General features: G+C 70.1%; 19 protein-coding genes and 1 pseudogene. 9 read left to right on the top strand and 11 right to left on the bottom strand.

What is annotated here, in order from left to right; translation table 11 throughout:
* The 3 genes from IF61_RS0126080 to IF61_RS0126065 form a co-directional block, all read right to left on the bottom strand.
* Positions 1–522: hypothetical protein (locus tag IF61_RS0126080; RefSeq protein ID WP_030368974.1), on the bottom strand; the 522-nt coding region annotated here is incomplete at its 3' end.
* A gap of 234 nt (positions 523–756) precedes the next feature.
* A protein-coding gene (locus IF61_RS37770; protein WP_425428238.1) for an IS630 family transposase occupies positions 757–1,817 on the bottom strand; the annotation gives its coding sequence in 2 pieces (ribosomal slippage) (positions 757–1,371 and positions 1,374–1,817; 1,059 coding nt in all).
* Between the two features lie 207 nt (positions 1,818–2,024).
* Positions 2,025–2,675 (bottom strand): helix-turn-helix transcriptional regulator, encoded by a 651-nt coding sequence (locus tag IF61_RS0126065; protein WP_245684619.1) that lies wholly within the window; start codon positions 2,673–2,675, stop codon positions 2,025–2,027.
* Between the two features lie 230 nt (positions 2,676–2,905).
* On the opposite strand from IF61_RS0126065, the gene IF61_RS0126060 reads away from it, so the two are divergent.
* From IF61_RS0126060 to IF61_RS0126040, 5 genes and pseudogenes are all read left to right on the top strand, one after another.
* Complete coding sequence (locus tag IF61_RS0126060) at positions 2,906–6,133, top strand: cytochrome P450 (RefSeq protein ID WP_030368970.1); 3,228 nt, start codon at positions 2,906–2,908, stop codon at positions 6,131–6,133.
* A gap of 524 nt (positions 6,134–6,657) precedes the next feature.
* Entirely contained in the window at positions 6,658–7,533 is an 876-nt protein-coding gene (locus tag IF61_RS0126055; protein ID WP_245684618.1) for a polyprenyl synthetase family protein, read from the top strand.
* A 391-nt stretch (positions 7,534–7,924) separates the two neighbouring features.
* Entirely contained in the window at positions 7,925–8,425 is a 501-nt protein-coding gene (locus IF61_RS0126050) for an SRPBCC family protein (RefSeq protein WP_157848673.1), read from the top strand.
* Positions 8,426–8,520: 95 nt separating this feature from the next.
* Positions 8,521–8,766 (top strand): annotated as a pseudogene (locus IF61_RS34585) (SDR family oxidoreductase); the annotation flags it as partial.
* 112 nt (positions 8,767–8,878) lie between these two features.
* On the top strand, positions 8,879–9,256 hold the full coding sequence (locus IF61_RS0126040) for an MmcQ/YjbR family DNA-binding protein (protein WP_030368966.1): 378 nt from the start codon (positions 8,879–8,881) through the stop codon (positions 9,254–9,256).
* A gap of 747 nt (positions 9,257–10,003) precedes the next feature.
* On the opposite strand, the gene IF61_RS37185 is transcribed toward IF61_RS0126040, so the two are convergent.
* The gene (locus tag IF61_RS37185) at positions 10,004–10,153 is read right to left on the bottom strand and encodes a hypothetical protein (protein ID WP_245684617.1); all 150 of its coding nucleotides are present in this window, start codon (positions 10,151–10,153) and stop codon (positions 10,004–10,006) included.
* A gap of 361 nt (positions 10,154–10,514) precedes the next feature.
* On the opposite strand from IF61_RS37185, the gene IF61_RS0126030 reads away from it, so the two are divergent.
* Together IF61_RS0126030 and IF61_RS0126025 are read left to right on the top strand one after the other, a co-directional pair.
* The gene (locus tag IF61_RS0126030) at positions 10,515–10,961 is read left to right on the top strand and encodes a hypothetical protein (RefSeq protein ID WP_030368964.1); all 447 of its coding nucleotides are present in this window, start codon (positions 10,515–10,517) and stop codon (positions 10,959–10,961) included.
* A 72-nt stretch (positions 10,962–11,033) separates the two neighbouring features.
* On the top strand, positions 11,034–11,498 hold the full coding sequence (locus tag IF61_RS0126025; protein WP_030368963.1) for a hypothetical protein: 465 nt from the start codon (positions 11,034–11,036) through the stop codon (positions 11,496–11,498).
* Between the two features lie 1,270 nt (positions 11,499–12,768).
* Here IF61_RS0126025 and IF61_RS0126020 read toward each other — a convergent pair.
* The 4 genes from IF61_RS0126020 to IF61_RS0126005 form a co-directional block, all read right to left on the bottom strand.
* Positions 12,769–13,146, bottom strand: a complete 378-nt coding sequence (locus tag IF61_RS0126020) for a hypothetical protein (protein WP_030368962.1) — start codon at positions 13,144–13,146, stop codon at positions 12,769–12,771.
* 4 nt (positions 13,147–13,150) lie between these two features.
* A complete protein-coding gene (locus tag IF61_RS0126015) occupies positions 13,151–13,405 on the bottom strand; it encodes a hypothetical protein (protein WP_030368961.1) in 255 nt (84 codons plus the stop codon).
* 163 nt (positions 13,406–13,568) lie between these two features.
* A complete protein-coding gene (locus IF61_RS32710; protein WP_052393040.1) occupies positions 13,569–14,237 on the bottom strand; it encodes a Ku protein in 669 nt (222 codons plus the stop codon).
* Positions 14,238–14,466: 229 nt separating this feature from the next.
* Complete coding sequence (locus tag IF61_RS0126005; protein WP_245684616.1) at positions 14,467–14,943, bottom strand: DUF3592 domain-containing protein; 477 nt, start codon at positions 14,941–14,943, stop codon at positions 14,467–14,469.
* 434 nt (positions 14,944–15,377) lie between these two features.
* Between IF61_RS0126005 and IF61_RS0126000 the strand changes: the two genes are divergently transcribed.
* Positions 15,378–15,716, top strand: a complete 339-nt coding sequence (locus tag IF61_RS0126000) for a thioredoxin family protein (protein WP_030368959.1) — start codon at positions 15,378–15,380, stop codon at positions 15,714–15,716.
* Between the two features lie 78 nt (positions 15,717–15,794).
* Here IF61_RS0126000 and IF61_RS34575 read toward each other — a convergent pair whose 3' ends face one another.
* Positions 15,795–16,001: an Lsr2 family DNA-binding protein gene (locus tag IF61_RS34575; protein ID WP_043190736.1), complete on the bottom strand. Its 207-nt coding sequence runs from the start codon at positions 15,999–16,001 to the stop codon at positions 15,795–15,797.
* Between IF61_RS34575 and IF61_RS37500 the strand changes: the two genes are divergently transcribed.
* Complete coding sequence (locus IF61_RS37500) at positions 15,995–16,117, top strand: hypothetical protein (protein ID WP_281178047.1); 123 nt, start codon at positions 15,995–15,997, stop codon at positions 16,115–16,117. The genes IF61_RS34575 and IF61_RS37500 overlap by 7 nt on opposite strands.
* A 138-nt stretch (positions 16,118–16,255) precedes the next feature.
* Here the strand turns inward: IF61_RS37500 and IF61_RS0125990 are convergent, their stop codons facing one another.
* On the bottom strand, positions 16,256–17,455 hold the full coding sequence (locus tag IF61_RS0125990; protein WP_030368958.1) for a cytochrome P450 family protein: 1,200 nt from the start codon (positions 17,453–17,455) through the stop codon (positions 16,256–16,258).
* 258 nt (positions 17,456–17,713) lie between these two features.
* A complete protein-coding gene (locus tag IF61_RS36015; RefSeq protein ID WP_157848672.1) occupies positions 17,714–17,971 on the bottom strand; it encodes a DUF6545 domain-containing protein in 258 nt (85 codons plus the stop codon).
* Positions 17,972–18,128 lie beyond the last annotated feature (157 nt).

The following is an 18,128-nucleotide window of genomic DNA, read 5'->3' as shown; positions in this document are numbered from 1 at the left end:
CGACTCACGCATCACGTTCTTCTTGATGCCCTCGTACGAAGCCGGAATGCCCTTGGCCCGCAGAATGTCCAGGGCCTCACTGATCCAGCCGTCCACATTGTCCGCGTAAGCCTTCTTCGCCGGAGCGGCCGGAGCGGCCGGCTTGGCAGCGGGCTTCGCCGCAGCGGCAGGCTTGGCAGGGGCTGCCGGCTTGGCGGCAATGGCCTTACGCTCGGTGGAACGGTTAGCGGCCTGCTTCTGCGTCCGCTCCGTGTCCGCCTTCACCTTCGCAGCAGCATCCGCGCCGGCCTTGGCGGCAGCGTCGGCGTGCTTCTCCAGCTCGCCCTCGCCCTGCTGCGTCTCACCGAAAGCCTCAGCGCTCCAGGCCACCGGCTTCACCGCAGCAGCAGCGTGCGTGTCAGCAGCGAAGGCGTGCGGGGCGACGGCCACCGCGACGACAGCGGCACCGGTCGCGGCAATACCGGCAACAGAGAACTTGTGAATCTTCGGCAGACGGGCATAAGCGGAGATGGTGGAGCGCATAACTGAGCTGAACCTTCCGATCGCGGGATGTCGCCCGGCCCTGAAGCGGCGCAAATAGAGAAGCGCCGTTTCTCGGTCGACGGCGCCCAGCGACTCCGCAATTGTTAGCGGCGGCGAAAACGCCTGACAAGGGCTGTGACCTACTACGCCCCTTCATTTCCGGCCCGCGATTATCCGCCCTGCCCCCGCATTTCCCGGCGGCTGACCACTACTGAGTTTGCAGCGGCGTTGTCGTCAGGGTGTGAGGCCGGTTGCGGTCAAACAACCGTCGATGAGGTGGCTGCGGTATTGGATCTGTCGGAGGCCGTGTCGCAGTACTCGGACGAGGTGGTCGGGGTCGGCGAAGGCGGTGTTGGTCTGGCTGCTGCGTCGTAGCAGTGACCAGATGCCCTCGACGGGGTTGAGCTCGGGTGCGTAGGGCGGCAGGTGGAAGGCCGTGACCCAGTCGTGGGTGGCGATGAAGTCGCGCATCCCGGCTGCCCGGTGGGTGTTCAGGTTGTCCCACACGAGCACGACCGGGGCTCCGAGCTGCTGGTGGGCTGCCACGAGCAGGGCCCGGAAATTGGTCCAGGCGAAGCTGCGGCGCTCTTTCGTCTTGTGGTCCTTGTGGAACATGGGCCGGTAGATGAAGCGGGAACGTTCGCCGGGTTTGTAGCAGCACATCGCGGCCAGGGAGACCCGACGCTGGGACCGTCCCCTGACCCGGATCACCGGGGTGTGCCCGCGCCGGGCCCAGGTGCGGGTGGTGGGCGGCGTCATCGAGAAGCCCGCCTCGTCTTCGAAGACGATCCAGGCCCCGAGCGCCGCCGCGGTGCTTCCACCTGCGGCCACGTCTCCTTCACCCATCCGCTGATGGCGTCCTCGTCGCGCTCGAGTGCCCGCCGGGCGGGGACCTGGTTACTCCATCCGTGACGCCGGAGCATCTGGGCGATGCCGGAGAGCGTGAAGCTCTTGTGGAACCTGCGGCCGATCAAGGTCTTGATCCTCGCCAGGGTCCACTTCTGGTCCGGCCAGCCGTGCGCGACCGGGCCTTTGTCCAGCTCTGCCTCCAGGGCCGCGAACAGCTCGCCACTCAGCTTCGGCCTGCCGGCGGAACCTTTCGACCGAAGTGCGGCCTCTCCGTCGACTTCGTAGACCCGCCGCCACCGCTGAACCGAACGGACACTCACCCGTAACTGCTTGGCGACCAGCCCGTTCGGCTGCCCGTCGGCAAACAACCGGGCCGCTTCCAGGCGGACCCGCTCACGGAACCGCCGCCGTTCATCCGTCAGCCCACCACCCTGCGGGTACCTCATTCCCCCGGCATACCGCGACAAGCACCGCCCGTCAGCCCCTACGACAACCCACCTTCAAAGTCAGTAACGAAATTCGTAAGTGATGCAGGCCTCATGGGCGGCCTCACACGCGGCACCCCCGAATGTCACTCAACGCGATCATGCGCATACGGACAGGCCCGCCCGCTCCACGGGCATGGCCGTCACCGACGGGCACCGAGGTGTCACTCACCCCACCGCGGGTGGCCAGGCGGCCGGGGAGAGCAGGCCGAGGACGTAGGCGCGGGCCACCAGGGCGGTGCGGTTGGGGGCCTCCAGGCGGCGGCACAGACGGGCGAGGTGGTAGTTGACCCCGTCGCCGCTGAGCCCGACGGTGCGGGCGACCACGGCCGTGGTGCGGCCCTCGGCCACCAGGGCGAGGATGCGGGACTCCAGTGCCGTGAGCGTCACCGGGCCGGCCACCGGCTCCAGGGCGTCCGCGGCGGGGTGCGGCTCGTCCACACGGAGGATGGCCAGCAGGGGCGGAGGGTCACCTGCCGGGTCGCTCACCGGTTCGACGGTCAGCTCTCCCTCGTAGGACGATCCGCCGGTGGTCCAGCGGACGCGGAAGGGGTAGCGCGAGCGCCGCCCCCCGCGCATGGCGCTCTCGAACTTGCTCAGCCTGCGGGGTTCGGCGGGGGTGAACAGGTCGAGCAGGTGGCGGCCCGTCAGGCGGCCCGGGGTGAGGTTCCACAGGGCCGCCAGGGCCGGGTTCGCACCGGTGATCACGCCGTCGGCGGTGCTGACGGCGGTCGGGACCGGCGTGCGGTCGAACAGGTTGAGGAAGCGGGTGCGCCACACCGCCGGGTCCGACTCCGGGTCGTACACAGTCACGGTCACGTACTCCTCTGCTGTCGGTTCCCGGCCCGCCCTTCGCCCTCTCCGGGCCACCGGCAGTTGTGCCCTCTAGCGCAGTCGAGCCACAGCGCGCACGACACGACACGGCCAAGACGCTACAAGAAATCGTAGTTCCGACGGCCGGCAGGCCCGCGTGCGGCGGAATCGTGGACGCACCGGCCGGGAGCACCGCCCGCCGGAGGCCGGACTATCACCCGCCAAGGAGAGAGCCCATGGAGTCCATGCGTGACCTGCCTGTCGTCGACGTGTCGGATACGGGTCTGACCGACAGGCCCGTCCAACAGGCCATGGCCTTCGCCCGAGAGCTCGGCCCCGCCTTCAGGCGCCGTTTCCACAGCCGCGAGACGGTGCTGATCTCCTCGTACGAACTCGTCGACGAGCTCTCGGACGAGACACGGTTCGCCAAGGTGATCGGCCCCGCGCTGGAGAACGTCCGCGAGATCGCCGCCGACGGCCTGTTCACCGCCTACAACGACGAGCCCAACTGGGCCAAGGCCCACGACGTCCTGCTGCCCGCCTTCGCTATGGGCTCAATGCGCACGTACCACCCGGTCATGCTGAAGGCAGCGCGGCGGATGCTCGCCGCCTGGGACGCGCATCTCGCCCAGGACAGGCCTGTGGACGTGTCGGCGGACATGACCCGGATGACGCTCGACACCATCGGCCTCGCGGGCTTCGGCTACGACTTCCAGTCCTTCGCCCGCACCGAGCCCCACCCCTTCGTACAGGCGCTCGTACGGGCACTCAGCCACAGCCAGGCCGCCCTGGGGAGGGCCCCGGACCAGGACACCACGGAGGAGGACCGGGTCTTCCGCGCGGACGTCGCCCATCTCGCGCAGGTCGTCGACGAGGTGATCGCCGGACGCCGGGCCGCCGGCGAGAGCGGCGCCGACGACGACCTGCTGGGGCTGATGCTGAACTCACGTCACCCCGGCGACGGCGAACCCCTCGACGAGGCCAACGTCCGCAACCAGGTCATCACCTTCCTGATCGCGGGCCACGAGACCACGTCCGGCACGCTCTCCTTCGCCCTCTACCACCTGATGAAGAACCCGGTCGCCCTGCGTCTGGCACAGGCCGAGGTCGACGCGCTGTGGGGCGACGAGGCGGATCCGCAGCCCGCCTTCGAGGACATCGGCCGTCTGCGCTACGTACGGCAGGTCCTGAGCGAGACCCTGCGGCTGTGGCCGACCGCCGCGGCCTTCGAGCGTGCGCCCGTGGCCGACACCGTCATCGGCGGCAGGTACCCGGTCCCGGCCGGCCGGCGGCTGACCGTGCTCACCCCGATGCTGCACCGTGATCCGGTGTGGGGTGACAACGTCGAGGAGTTCGACCCGGACCGCTTCGCTCCCGCCGCCGAGGCCGCCCGTCCCGCGAACGCGTACAAGCCCTTCGGCACCGGGGAACGCGCCTGCATCGGGCGGCAGTTCGCCATGCACGAGGCCACCATGCTGCTGGCCCTGCTCATCCACCGCTACCGCTTCCTCGACCACACCGGCTACACCCTCGACGTCAAGGAGACCCTCACCCTCAAGCCCGACGGCTTCACCCTGGCCCTGGCGCACCGCACCGCCGAAGACCGGGACCGGGTCCGCGAGGCCCTCGGCGGACTCGCCGGCGGCCCCGCGCGCACGGACCGGGCCGAGGAGCAACCGGAGGATGGCGCCCTGCCCGCCAGGGCCACGGCGGGTAGTGCGCTGACCGTCGCGTACGGCTCCAACTTCGGCACCTGCCGCGAGTTCGCCGAGGACCTCGCCGGCACCTTCGGCGCCCTCGGCTTCGCCACGGAGGCCGTACCCCTCGACAAGATCGCGGGAGCCCTGCCCGAAGGCGCTCCCCTCGTCGTCGTGGCCGCCTCCTACAACGGGCAGCCGACCGACGACGCCAGAGCCTTCGCCTCCTGGCTGGCCGGCGCGGAGCCGGGGACCGCGGACGCGGTGCCCTACGCCGTTCTGGGCGTCGGCGACCGCAACTGGGCGGCCACCTACCAACACGTGCCCACCGCCATCGACGACCGCCTGGCCGCACTGGGGGCCATCAGGCTCGTGGAGCGGCACACAGCCGACGCCTCGGGCGACCTCGCCGGATCGTTCGCGCGCTTCACCGCCGCACTGCGCCGCGCCCTGCTCACGGCGTACGGAGACCCGGACGCCGTCACGGAGCCCGAGGATTCCCGCAAGGCCCTCTCCGGGCACGCCTACGACGTCACCGAGATCACCGGCGATCCCCTCGACGCGCTGGCCTCCCGCCACGGCCTGGTCCCGATGACCGTGACCGCGACGGGGGACCTCGCCGACCCGGCCCACCCCCTCGGCCGCTCCAAGAGATTCGTGCGCCTCGCGCTGCCCGAGGCCGCCGCCTACCGGACCGCCGACCATCTGGCCGTCCTGCCCGAGAACGACCCCGCCCTGGTCGAGCGCGCCATCACCGCTCTCGGCCTCGACTCCGACGCGGTGCTCGGCATCCGCGCCCGGCGCACGGGCCGTTCCAGCCGTTCCGGCCTGCATCTGGACCGCCCGGTCACCGTCCGTGAGCTGCTCACCCACCACGTGGAACTGCAGCACCCGCTCACCACCGAGCAGGTCGCCCGGCTCGCCGGCCTCAATCCCTGCCCGCCCGAGCAAGCGGCCCTGCGGCAGCTGGCCACCGGCCCCGAGCAGCCGTCGGCCACCCGCCACCGGCTGCTCGACCTCGCCGAGCAATACCCGGCACTGCGCGGCCGGATGGGCTGGCCGCTGCTGCTCGACCTGCTGCCCCCGATGCGCATCCGCCACTACTCCATCTCCTCCTCCCCCGTCACCGCCCCGGGGCACGCGGATCTGATGGTCTCGCAGCTCCGCGCCCCCGCACACTCCGGCAGGGGCATCTTCGAAGGCACCGGCTCGTCGTATCTGCACCGTGTACGGAGCGGCGACACCGTGTACGCGCGCGTCCAGCCGTGCCGGGACGCCTTCCGTATCCGCCACGACGCGCAGACCCCCGTCATCATGGTCGCCGCCGGTACGGGCCTGGCCCCCTTCCGGGGTGCCGTCGCCGACCGCCTGGCCCTGGCCCGCCAGGGCACGCCTCTCGCGCCCGCACTGTGCTACTTCGGCTGCGACCACCCGGACGTGGACTACCTCCACCGCGCCGAACTGGAGGCCGCCGAAGAGGCCGGAGTGGTCTCCATGCGCCCCGTCTTCTCCAAAGCGCCCGAGGAAGGCCGGCTGTTCGTCCAGCACCGGCTCGAAGCGGAGGGCGCGGAGGTGTGGCGGCTGCTGCAGGCCGGCGCGAAGGTGTACGTCTGCGGCGACGGCGGCCGGATGGCCCCCGGCGTGCGGGACGCCTTCCAGCAGCTCCATGCACGGCATACGGGAGGCGATGCCGCCGCTGCACAGGAGTGGTGGCGGGCCGCGGTCGCCGAGGGCCGCTACGTCGAGGACGTCTACGCGAGTAGCTGACGGGCCCGCACGGCACGGCTGCCGGAGCGGCCGGGCCTCCGGAGCCGGTCGCGGAACACCCGGCAGGATCCTGGTCGGTGTCCCGCGGCCTGCCCGCGCACGCCCCTGGCACGGCACGGGAGTGACCACGGAGGCCCGGCCGTCGTTGTGCGTGTCCGAGGAGAGCGCCGATTCCCGAGGGGCGCCGGAAGGCATTCCGGCGCCCGATCCGGGCATGCGCCGCAACTCCTGATGATTCGGTGTGGTCATGTGATCCGAGGCCGAGGGTGGCCGCTGTGGGACGACAGAGCGCGACGGAGGTGGCGATGACACACGCTCTGCTCCGGGGCAGCGGACCCTGCGGCATGCCGCGGCAACTGCCGGCCGATGAGGAGAGCCTCAGGCGCGGTGCGGAGATCCTCCGGCGGGGGATGGCACTCGTCGAGCCCGAGCTCCGCCGGGTCGTGGAACGGCTTCATCCCTCTGTGGCACGGGTGTGCCGCTACCACCTGGGGTGGGACACCGAAGGTGACGGCTCCCGGGCAGTGGTACGACGTACCGGAAAGCGGGTGCGCGCGGCGCTGTCGCTGCTGTCGGTCCGCTCGGTCGGGGCGCCGGAGCGGTTCGCCGCAGTCGCCGGCACGGCCGTCGAGCTCGTGCACCAGCTCTCGCTGCTGCACGACGACGTCATGGACGGTGACACCGAGCGGCGTGGCCGTCCCGCCGCCTGGGCCGCGTTCGGAACGGGCGCCGCCGTACTCGCCGGTGATGCCCTCATCGTCCAGGCCGTGGCCGGGCTCTTCCACGCGCAGGCTCCCGGGGCGTCCGCGGCCACCGACGCCCTCATCGTGGCCGTCGAGAAGATGGTGCACGGGCAGGCGGAGGATCTCGCCCTCGAACGCCGGTCCGTGCGGGAGGTCTCCGCGAGCGAGTACGCGGACATGGCACGAGGCAAGACCGGTGCCCTCTTCGGCTCGTCGGCGGCCCTGGGGGCCGTGCTCGCCGACGCGCCGCCCGACGTGGCGCGCGCCCTCCACACCGCGGGGAGCGAACTGGGCGTGGCGTTTCAGATCCTCGACGATGTCCTCGGCCTGTGGGGTGACAGCTCCGTCACCGGGAAACCGGTCGGTACGGACGTGACGCGCGGCAAGAAGACGTTGCCCCTGCTGCTTGCGGCCGGGGCGGGCACAGCAGCTGGTGATCAGCTCGCAGAACTCCTCGATTCCGGTTGCCTCACAGCGGCCGACATCCCCGAAGCCATGCGTCTGCTGGACGCGACGCACGGCAGGGAGCGTGCCGAGGAGGCGGCCGCACGTCATGTGGCGTCGGCCGCCGCGTCGCTGGACGAGGCGGTGCCGTCCCCCGGCGTACAGGAGCAGTGGCACTCCCTCGTCGCGCACCTGTTCCGCTGCAGCCGTTGACATCCGCTACGACGACGAACACCCCCTGCGCAGGAGGACGACTCGCTGTGACGCCACCACCGCACGCCCTACGGGGCGACGACGTGCACAAGGCCTACCGATCACGCCGGGTGATCCGAGGCGTCTCGCTCCGCCTCGAGCCGGGCGCTCCGGCGGGCGTCGTGGGCGAGAACGGCTCCGACAAGGATGGTCTTCAGTTGCTGCCCGGATACGGCCCCACACAGGTCGCTGTCGCCGCAGGCTTCACCCCCACCGGCACTCCGTACGCACATCTCCTCCCCGGACCGCTCCGGTTCCTCCTCATGCGGCTGCTCGGTACGGCCGCGTTCTTTGCCCGCACCCGCAACCACCTCGGAAGACCCCGAAGGGTGCAGGCGGCACGGGGGTGCGCGTGAAACGTCACGAGATCCGCTTCGCCGGCCGCTGGAGGGTGCCCCTGCCGCCGGACGCCGTGTATGCGCGGCTCGCCGACCTCGAGCACTACCCCGGATGGTGGCCGGCGTTCCGGTCGGTGAGGCGGACCGGCGACCGGGAATGCGAGGTCGTCATCAGATCCGCACTGCCCTACGAGCTGAAAGTACGGATGAGGCCGCTCGTCGAGGACCCGGCTGCGCGCATTCTGTCAGCCGCTCTCGAAGGGGACATCGCGGGCACGGTCCGATGGCAGGTGAGTAACGACGGTAGCCGGAGCTGTGCGGCCTCCTTCCACGAACACGTCACCGTCGAGGCGGCAGAATTGCGGCGCTGGATGCCCCTGGCCCGCCCCTTCTTCCACCTCAACCACGCACTGGCCATGCGGACGGGACACCGTGGACTGCTGGCCCGGCTCGGCGCGGACGCAGAGTCCGGTGCACAGGGCACGGGCATTCCCCCGAACGCCAGCGACGTATAGGACGCTCATTGTCCTATACGGGTCACATACTCCTGCCATGTCTCTTCAGAACAAGCCGCAGAACCGGAACACCGGCACGGACGGGGGGAAAGCCGCTGGCGGGGAAGGTCGCGCTGATCGCGGGAGCGACCCGGGGCGCGGGCCGGGCCATGGCCGCCGAGCTGGGCGGGGCCGGGGCCACCGTCTACGTCACCGGTCGCACCACCCGCTCCGCGGTCAGCGAGACGGGACGGGCGGCGGCGGCCATCGAGCAGACCGCGGAGCTGGTCACCCGGGCCGGCGGCCAGGGCATCGCCGTGGCGGTCGACCGCCTCCGGGCGGAGCAGGTGCAGGCCCTGGTCTAGCGCATCGACCGTGCGCAGGGTCGCCTGGACGTGCTGGTCAACGCGGCCGGCAAAGCCGGCGATCCCAGCACCTACCGCTGACGCCGGCCGCCCGGACGAAGGAATCCCCATGACCCCCGAAGATGTGGCGGCATTCGCCCTCGCACTGCCCGAGGCCACAGAGGAGGAACCGTACGGCCCCAACCGGCCGGTATTCAAAGTCGGCGGCAGCATCTTCGCCATGCTTGCAGCAGCGACCAAGGAGCACCCCGAACAGGTGACCCTCAAGTGCGCACCCGACCTCGCCCTGCACCTGTGCGAGCAATACCCGGCAATACGCCCCTGGTACAGGGGACGCCGGTGGCACTGGCTCACCGTCCCCCTGGAAGACGCGATGCCCGCCGAAGAGCTCACCGACATGCTCCACCACGCCTGGGAATGCGTCGTGTCCGAACTGCCCCGCACCACCCGCGAACGACTGCACAACCTACGCCCCGGACAGCAGTAACCTCCGGCCCGGAATCTCGGCGCAGGACCGATGCACATACCGGAATCGGTTGCCCCGCACGCGCGTGCCCCGGCATGTCAGTGGCGTCTCGACGGCCACTGGCCCGAGGACTCACGGGTGCGCAAGGTCACCGTGAATGACCTGATCAGCACTGTGGCCCGGGGCAGCGACATGTACGCCGTCGCTGTGGACGGCCCGCGGAAGATCCTCTGCACGCTGGAGGCCGTGACGGCTTCACCGCACGCTGCCTCAGGGCGTGTGTACTGCCGGGCTGACCGGCCGGGGCGGAATGCAACCATCCCTGCTTGAACGGCACCGGCCCCTCCCTCACCGCTCGATCTGCGGGGCCCGGGCATCAACGATCTCCCCGCCCTCTTCGCCGGCATCCGACGCCGATACGTACCGAGTCCGGCCCGCAGGTGTCTGTGGCGAACTTCAAGGCGGCGCAAGGGCCGTTGGGTGCAATGCCCGCAGAGCGACGGCGCCACGCGTCATCGGCTGGGTTGAGGACCTGCTGCCAGGTAAGGGCTGGGGAGATACGCCGGCCGATATGCGTCACGGCGGTCACCGAGGCTGTATGTCCCGGTGACCGCCGGTCTCAGGCGGCGGACTTCGCTGTGGCGCGTACGCCGAAGTGGACGTAGCGGCTGCCGTCGGCCAATGCATAGAAGACCACCGGAATCCACCCGCCCTTCTCGTTGCGGCGGCCGGCGAAGACCGTTCTCGCCGGGCTGTCCGAGACCGGGGTCAGATGCCGGACCAGGGGTCGAAGGTGCCCGCCAGGCCGTCGGCGCCCTCGTACGTCAGCTGGAGGACGCCTTCCTCGGAGGGGCGGTCGGTGATGGTCATGAGGAAGCCCGCGCTCTTGTAGGCGCCGGTGAACGGGGCCGTGTTCACCGTGGGCGGCTGCTCGGGCGGTCCGAACACCCTCAACGCCGGCGGAAGACAGTACGCGGGTGCCGTCCGCTGCCGTGCCGCCGTCGACGAACAGCCGGGCGAACCGCACGACGTCGGTGGCGGTGGCGCTGATTCCGCCGTAGGGCCCGGCGGAGCGGGGCAGCATGTTCCACAGCGGGGTCGGGACCGGGTCTTCGCCGGAATCGCCCGTGTGACGGCCGGAAGCCGACGGCGTCGGCCATGACGTGGGGCGGAGCCAGACCACCCATTTCGCCGTCGGGCTCGTCCGGCAGCCGTCCGTGCAGCCGTCGTGCCAGATAGGTATAGGTAGGATCTTTCACTTGTCCACTAGGGGGAATTCATGCGCAAGATCATCATGGGCGCGGCGCTGGTCCTGACCACGGCTCTGCTGACGGGATGCGGCAGCGACGACGGCCCGGCTAAATCCGATAAGCCGGCTGCGTCCACACAGCCGAAGGCGAAGACGGAGAGCGGGGATGGGGGCAGCGAGGTCAAGCACGAGGTCACCCTCGAAGTCCTCGGCACCGGCACGACTTCGGTCTATTACAACCTCGACACCAACAAGATGGAACAGGTCCAGCTGCCCTGGAGGAAGACCTCGACCATCACCTTGACGACGGACGCCGAGAAGAAGGCCGGCCTCGGAGTGTCCGTCGTCCCCGGCTCCGTCACCGGCCCAGACGGCATGATGCACGCCGCGCCCTGCGTCATCACCGTCGACGGCAAGAAGGTCGCGGACAACCAGGACGGCAAGTCCGACAAGATGTGCGAGTTCAAGGTGAAGTAGGGGTTCCAAAGGGTTCCAAGGGGACCGGCGGTTACCCGGTCCCAGATCTCACACCCGGCGAGGGGGCACACCGTGACTGACAGTGCGGAAGGCTTTCGCGCGGCCACCGGGGACGAGCACCCGTCCGGCCCCGGACTCGGCGCCGAGGAGCGGGCGGCCGCCGTACGCCAGGCCATGGACGGGCTGTGGCAGATCCGGAAGGTGATGAACCCGGCGGACGGCCGACCCGTGTCCGTGCCGGCCGAGTGGGAACGCCGCCAGCCGTTGCGCGCCGTCGCCCTCACCCTGGCGGCGGCCGGGATCCCCGCCTCCGCTCTCGGCCCCGACGGCCGGCGCACCGCTGCCGGCTACCGCGTGAGCCACGTCGACGGGGTCGTCCGCGTGGAATGGCTCGGCCCGCCCGGCAGCCGGGCTGCCTACGAGCAGCATGAGCAGCTTCAGCGCTGCTCGCGGGCCCTCCAGGACCTCGGCTGGCAGGTCCTGGAGTACCGCGGGGCACGTCGGCACCGCTGGCTGGAGGTCGAGCCGCCCCCGTAGGCGCAGGCGCCTGCACCGGGCGGAGTCGTCCTCCGTGCGCCCCGGGGATCGTCGCTGCCGATGTCACTGCCGCCCTCTAGGGTCCGGGGGACAGGTTGTTCGAGGGAGCGGGCGGGGCAGTGGAAGCAGTCTTGATGCTGGGACGGACCCTGGGGTGGCTGGTGGCCGTCGCCCTCGTGGTCATCGCCGTGGCCAAGGCACAGCATCCCGAGCCACGCCAGCCGTCGCTGCTGCCCAGACCCTTCCTGTGGATGGCCTGCGTGGCCGCGGCCTTCGGCAGTTTGCAGGCCGGCCGCGCCCTGAATCTGCTCCTGACCCCCGACAACACGGCCCTGTCTACCGTCCAGGTGGTGTTGTGGAGCGCCGGGGTCCTCCTGCTGCTGCCCGTTGTGGGTCGATTGCGCTCGAACAGGCGGTGGAACCACTTCCTCGCCCCGCTCGTCGTCGAACTCCTCCCCCAGCTCACCGCTATACAGCGGCGCAGCGGGGACACGGCGACCGGGGCTGGAGACCTCGCGGTCGGCCGCTCTCGACGGGCAGGGGCTGCGCGCGCTGCAGACCCTGTGCCAGGCCGCCGAGCGCATCGAGCATCGCCAGTAGCCCGGCACGGACGATTGGGCCGCCCTGTACGAGCGTCTGACCAACCTGCGCCGCAGGTACAAGGCCTGAGCCGGCCGCCCACCCTCACGGCTCGTGGCCAAGGCCTAGACCTTGACCACCCTCCAGAGAGGCCGTCCCCTACCCGGCGAGGGCGTCGATGCTGGTCAGCGAGCCGGTGGCACTGTGTACTGGCGAGTTCGGCGTAACGCCTTCGCGTAGGGGCTTGCCAGCCCTGTCGCGCGCGGTGAGCCGCCTGCCGGCAGGCGGACCGGCAAAAGACAGCATCCCGACGGTGCCCACGTCCTGGCAGGAAGCGGCAGCCGCAGGCGGGGCACCGTACGGCGATCGCATCGGGCCGTTGAGGATCATGTACAAGCCGATCGCTGCGCCCTCGCCGTACCGGCATCGGTAGCGCCGCGCCCGGGCTGCGCGCGTGCCGGGCTGGAGTCGAAACGGGCGGGCAGGGCGGCATACGCTGAGGGCACGGCCGGAGAACTGCGCCGGTGCCAGTGGTGTCGGGAGCCGATCCGGGCGGTCGCCCGCCCGGACGCGCTTTCGCGTGGGCTTCGAGGAAGCCGACGGGCGGTGCCTCGGCGCCGCTGGACTATATGCCCCCGGGGGCCCGTGCTCGGTCACCGAGGCAGTGCAGCCGGCGAGGGCGGCATGGCCGTCAGGGTCTTTTCCAGGACCGCAGACGACTGGCGATCTGGTAGGAATCCAGGCGCAGGGCGGCGATTTCTCTGATCAGGTCCCGCCACGGCTCGAAGGCGGTGTCGACGCGTTCGCCGGACGCCTCCAGGTAGGCGATGGCCAGGCCGTATCCGTACGCCTCGTTGCGCGCCGGCAGTGGCCGCAGCAGGACGCATTCCTCCAGGAATACGGCGGCGCGCCAGTATGCGTCGGGGTGCTCCTGGTCGAGGCGTGGCGGGTCCACTCGGTGGCGGGCGGCCATGCCGACTAGTACGGACAGGTCGTTGACGGTCAGGTCGGTGCGGAGGATGTCCTCCTGGCGGGCCAGGAGCCATCGATAGTCGACAAGGAGATCCACCGGGTCAGGCCGCCTGCGGGGTCTGGTGCGCGACCGGCGGGAGGCCGCCGAAGTCGGCGTCGAACCGGTCGAGAACGTCCGGGGTCAGCACGCGCCGGAACGCCTCGGTTGCGGTATCCAGGGCGCGCTGCTGTTCTTCACGCAGCGCGAGGTCCGCGAGGAAGTCCTTGAGCGGTGTGTTCCCGGCGAGAGCCTTGAGGCGGGCATGGGTGACCTTGTCGACCTTGACGCTGGTGTCCTTGCCGTTGCTGTCGTCCATACACCGAGTATGCCCACTGGTATACCGGCCGCGCTACCGTCTTCCGTCTTCTCATGACCGCGCCGCTAGACCGCCGTCTCCAGCAGCGGCACGCCCGTGGTCGTTGGTTCTGCGGCCGGTGACCTGAGCGAGGGCGAGGACTAGGTGGCCGGTGGTCTGGAGGTCAGGGGTGCTCATCACGGCGTGCCGCCTGGATCGAAGCCTCCAGGGCAGCCATCAAGTCGACGGGCTGCGGAGATTCGGCGAGCGGCTGGAGTTGCCTGCCGGCGGCCTTCGCCTCGACCACGCGCTCGAGGACGGCGACGTATTCGTCGTGCAGCTCGGGCAGGGCGTCCTGGGCCAGGGCCTCGACGAGAACCTCGGCCATCCCCAGTTCGCGATCCGTCGGCGGCACCGTGGGCCCGTGGTGCTCCGGCGGTTCATTGCGTTCGTGCGGCCAGTACAAAGTGGCCACCAGGAGCCGGAAACCGGCGTAGGGGCGCAGGACCGCGGGGCGTTCGCGCATGCGGACGGCGATCTTGCCGACGCCGACGAGGCCCGAGCGTGTCAGCGCCGTGGCGAGTAGGGCGCCCGCGCGGTCGGCGCCGGGCCCGTGCGGCTCGGCGTAGTAGGAGCGGTGGAAGAGCACGGGGTCGACGCTGCCGGCGGGGACGAAGCCGGCCAGGGCCAGGACCTTGCGGGCAGGCAGGGGAAGGCGGGCGAAGTCGTCGTCGCGGAGGACGACCGTGCCGGCCAGCGTTTCGACCCCGTGCGCGACCTGCTCGTAGGGGACCTCCTGGTGGTCGATGTCGCATACGCGACGGTGCTTGATCCGGCCGCCGTTCCGCCTCATGGACTTCGTGGGTGCGTCCCGGGTGCACGGTACGCGTCGCGGGATACAGCCGGACAGGCAAAACGATCATCCCCACGCTGATCGTCCCTCTCCACACCGGCCTCATGCCCAAGCCCGGTCCCGCACCGGCTGGCGCCGGGCTCTGTCAGCGCGGTGCTCATCCATGGCCTCCAGCATCGTGGCCGCCCGCACCACGCGCACGCCGGATGCGGCCGGGGCGGACACCTCACTAGCGACGGCGCCGGGCTGCCAACGCGAAGCCTGTACCGATCCCCGTGAACACCAGACCGATCCCACCGAAGATCAGCGGCATCAGCCACAGCGAGAGGAACCCCTTGATCCGCGCGTCCTCGGGGGAGCCTGGGCGGTAGAGCACCTCGACCTGCTCACCCACCTCGTACGACGGCGGGTTGGAACCCGCGGAGTCCCGGAACTTCCTCAGCGTGCCATCCGCCGACGTGAACTCGACCACCGGGTACGCCGCAGGCGCGTCGTCGGCATGTGCCGTGCGAGATCCGCCGCCGTGGTCCTCTCGCCAGTCCAGGGCCACCACCGTGCCTCGGGCCCGCTGCGCGTCCGTCAGGAAGGAAACCGACATCCCGGCAAAGATCAGCCCGGCGACCAGGCACAGCGCCCCGACGGTGATCATGCCGAACGCGAGCCACCGGTGGGCTCCCTGCCCACGTGTCTGAATCCGAATCTCCACAACGCCCCCTACTCCAGACAAGCGAGGGTGACGTTATCCCAGACATCCCGGTCGCCATGCTCCGCCCCGGAGGATCCGACACTGGGCCGCCGCGCTGTGCCCCGTATGGAGCGCTCCACCCCGGCCGGCCCCGCCTTCTGCGGGCTACCGGGTCGAGGCGGTCGGCGTTTCGCCGTGCTGCGCTTGCTTGATCCGCTCGACGGTCATCCTGGTGACGGACATGAGCCGGTCGGAGGGAATGGTCGTCCGATCGGGACTGGCCGCCGTTCTCGAAGGCGTCGATCAGGTCGCCAGTCGCTTCGGGGCTGGCCCCCTCGCCGACCCACGCCCCGGATCCGGTGAAGACCGGGACCGAGCCGCGGTTGGCGTCGAACGCGCGTGTTGCAGGCGATGATGGTGCCCCCGGTACGTAGATCACGAGGTCAGGAGCTCCGATGCCAAGGCGCGTTCATCAGCCGCTGGAGGACGAGGAGGTCGACTTTGTCCTCAGGATGAGCGATAGCCCGGTCCTCGCCTACTTCTCCGGGACGTGGCCGAAGGCGATCGAGGCATGCCGGGCCATGGACCTTGTCGTGGGTCGGATCGCCGAGGAGTACGCGAACCTCCTGACAGCCGTCAAGATCGACATCACCCGCTGCCCGGAGGCGACCAAGCGGTACGGCGTCACCGGAGCCCCGTCCGTCGTCCTACTCAAAGAAGGTGCGGTGGCGGCACGCCGCGCGGGGCCGATGACCCACGCCGAGGTCCAGGATTTCCTGCTCGCTCACTTCTGACCTGCCGCCCGCTCTTCCCCGGCCGGGGAGGCGGATTCCCCGAACCCAGGAAGCCGTCCAGGACACGTCGTCCACGATTCAGCCCGCCGCGGCCAGGGGCTGCGTGGCCCGGTGGGCGGCCTCATACGTGGCCACGATCTTCTTCGGGATGACGCCCTGGTCGGCGACGGCGTGCCCATGCGCACGGGCCCAGATCCGGATCGCGGCCAGCTGCTCCTTGCTGCGCCGCATCGGCTGGGCCGGTTCGGTGGCCGGGTCCGCGGGGCGACCGCCGGTAGATGTCATGGAAGTGCGGCCCGCAGTGGTGGACAAAGGACCTGCGGCACTACGGCCTGCACCATCCTCCGTGCCCCGGCGACCAGGTCGCCCGCGAACGCTTCCCGCTCGCCGACCTCCCCTGAACGCTGGCGGCGTCACCTTCCCGGCCGCGATGGACGTCGAGCACAAGGCCCGCAGCTCAGCTCATTCTGAAACGATCAGTAAGACACCTCGTCCGTGCCGTCGCCCGCACAACCGGCGAGGCCGATTGAGAACAGCATTCACAGCATGAGCACCGGCAAGGACTCCAGGCCCCGCATAAGCCGCGCGCGCCGCCACTGGAACTCACCGGCTGGGACCGCAAGGCGCAGCCCAGGAAACCTGGTCAGGAGTGCGCGGAGGGCGATCTCTGCCTCGGCGAGGGCAAGGGGCGCTCCCAGGCAACGGTGGATTCCGTGGCCGAATGCCAGGTGGCCTCTCGCGTCACGGTCGGCGTCTGGGCAGCTGGGAGCCGGATATCGGACGGGGTCCCGATTGGCTGCCGCGGGCGAGATGAGCACAGGGGCGCCGGCAGGGATTTCGGTATTGCCGAGTGTGATCGCTTCCGTGCTATATCGGAAGGTGGCGATACCGACCGGCGAGTCATAGCGCAGCAGTTCATCCAGCATGCTGCCAATCTTGGCGGGATTGCTTCGTGCGCGGTTGAGGAGGGCGGGGTGCTGGAGGAGCGCCAGGACGGCGTTGCCGATGAAGTTCGTGGTGGTCTCGTGGCCGGCGACCAAGAGCAGGACGGCGAGGGAGACGAGTTCGTCTTCGCTGAGCTGTTCGTCTTTGCTGAGCTGTTCGCCTTCGTCCCGGACGGCGATGAGGTCGTGCAGAAGGCTGTCGTCCGGGGCGCGGCGCTTGGCATCGATGAGATTCGCGATGTAGCCGGCCACAGCGTGGGAGGCCGAGTCGATCCGTTGGGGGTGCCCGGCGGCGAAGAGGTCGTTCGACCAGGTGTGCAGCTGAGGGCGGTCGGCCTCGGGCACGCCGAGCAGCTGGCAGATCACCGTGACTGGCAGCGGGATGGCGAGACCGGTGATGAGGTCCGCCTCACCGTTCTCCGGGAGGCTGTCGAGGAGGTGGTCGACGGTGTGCTGAATATATGGGCGCAGGCGGGTGACGGCGCCAGTGGTGAATGCTTTGCTCACTAGGCGGCGCAGCCTGGTGTGCTCGGGGGGATCGGTGGCGAGCATGGTGTGGGCGACTGCGGGGTGCAGGTTGCGGTCGTTGGAGCGGCCGGCGAAGAATCGAGCGGTGTCCTTGGACAGGCCCGGGTCCGTGAAGGCTGCCTTCGCTTCGGCGTAACCGGTTACGAGGTAGCCGGGTCGGCCTCCGGGGCCGGTGGTCACCTGGCTCACCGGGGCTGTCGCCCGGAGTTCGTCGTAGAAGGGGTAGGGGTTCTGGAAGAACTCCGGGCACGACAGCGCGTCGCTCATGGTGTGGGAACGGCTTCCTTGTCCTGGGCGGTCTCGGTAGTGGTCGTACACGATGACGTCGCTCTCGGCGTATGCCTGGGCAACGAGCAGCAGCCGTTCTGTCTCGGCTTGTAGGTTTTCCTCGTGCTCAGCGGTCCCGGGTGCGGGCCGGGCGATGTTGCCGTTCGGCTTCAGGCCGCGGTGCTTTGCCCCGAGGATGTCTGTGAGGATAGTCGCTTCCACCGTGGCGTAGCCGTGAGTCGTGTCGGCTTCACCGAGCTAGGCGAGGGCGTGTCGGGTGGCCTGCTGGACCCGCCCGGAGCGGTAGGCCTTCAGGGGCAGAATGCCGTCGTTGACCTCGGTGACGCCGCGATGGAGGAAGAAGTCCCCTTCGTCTTCGGTCACTTCACCAGAGTTGGTGGTGGCGGGCACGATGTCGGGGCTGACCTCGACGAGGTCGCCCCACAGAGGTGCGAGGGCCTTGAAGAAGCGAGTCTGCCAGCGCCGGCGGCCTGGTGCTCCACCCTCACCAGTCACACCAGGAGATCGATCTGGAAGAGCCGGCGCCCCTGCCTGTCGTGCACTTCGCCGAGCAGGCCGTGCGCGGCGCGCTGCTACTCGCGCCGCACCAAGCTCGGCGTCCTCACCTCACTCACATCCGGCCACTTCGGCAACCACGCGCACAGCGCTCTCT

Origin of the sequence: Streptomyces roseoverticillatus (assembly GCF_000719265.1) — a bacterium.
In the GTDB taxonomy this organism is placed as follows: Bacteria; Actinomycetota; Actinomycetes; order Streptomycetales; family Streptomycetaceae; genus Streptomyces; species Streptomyces roseoverticillatus.
This window is presented reverse-complemented; position numbering and strand designations above follow the sequence as displayed.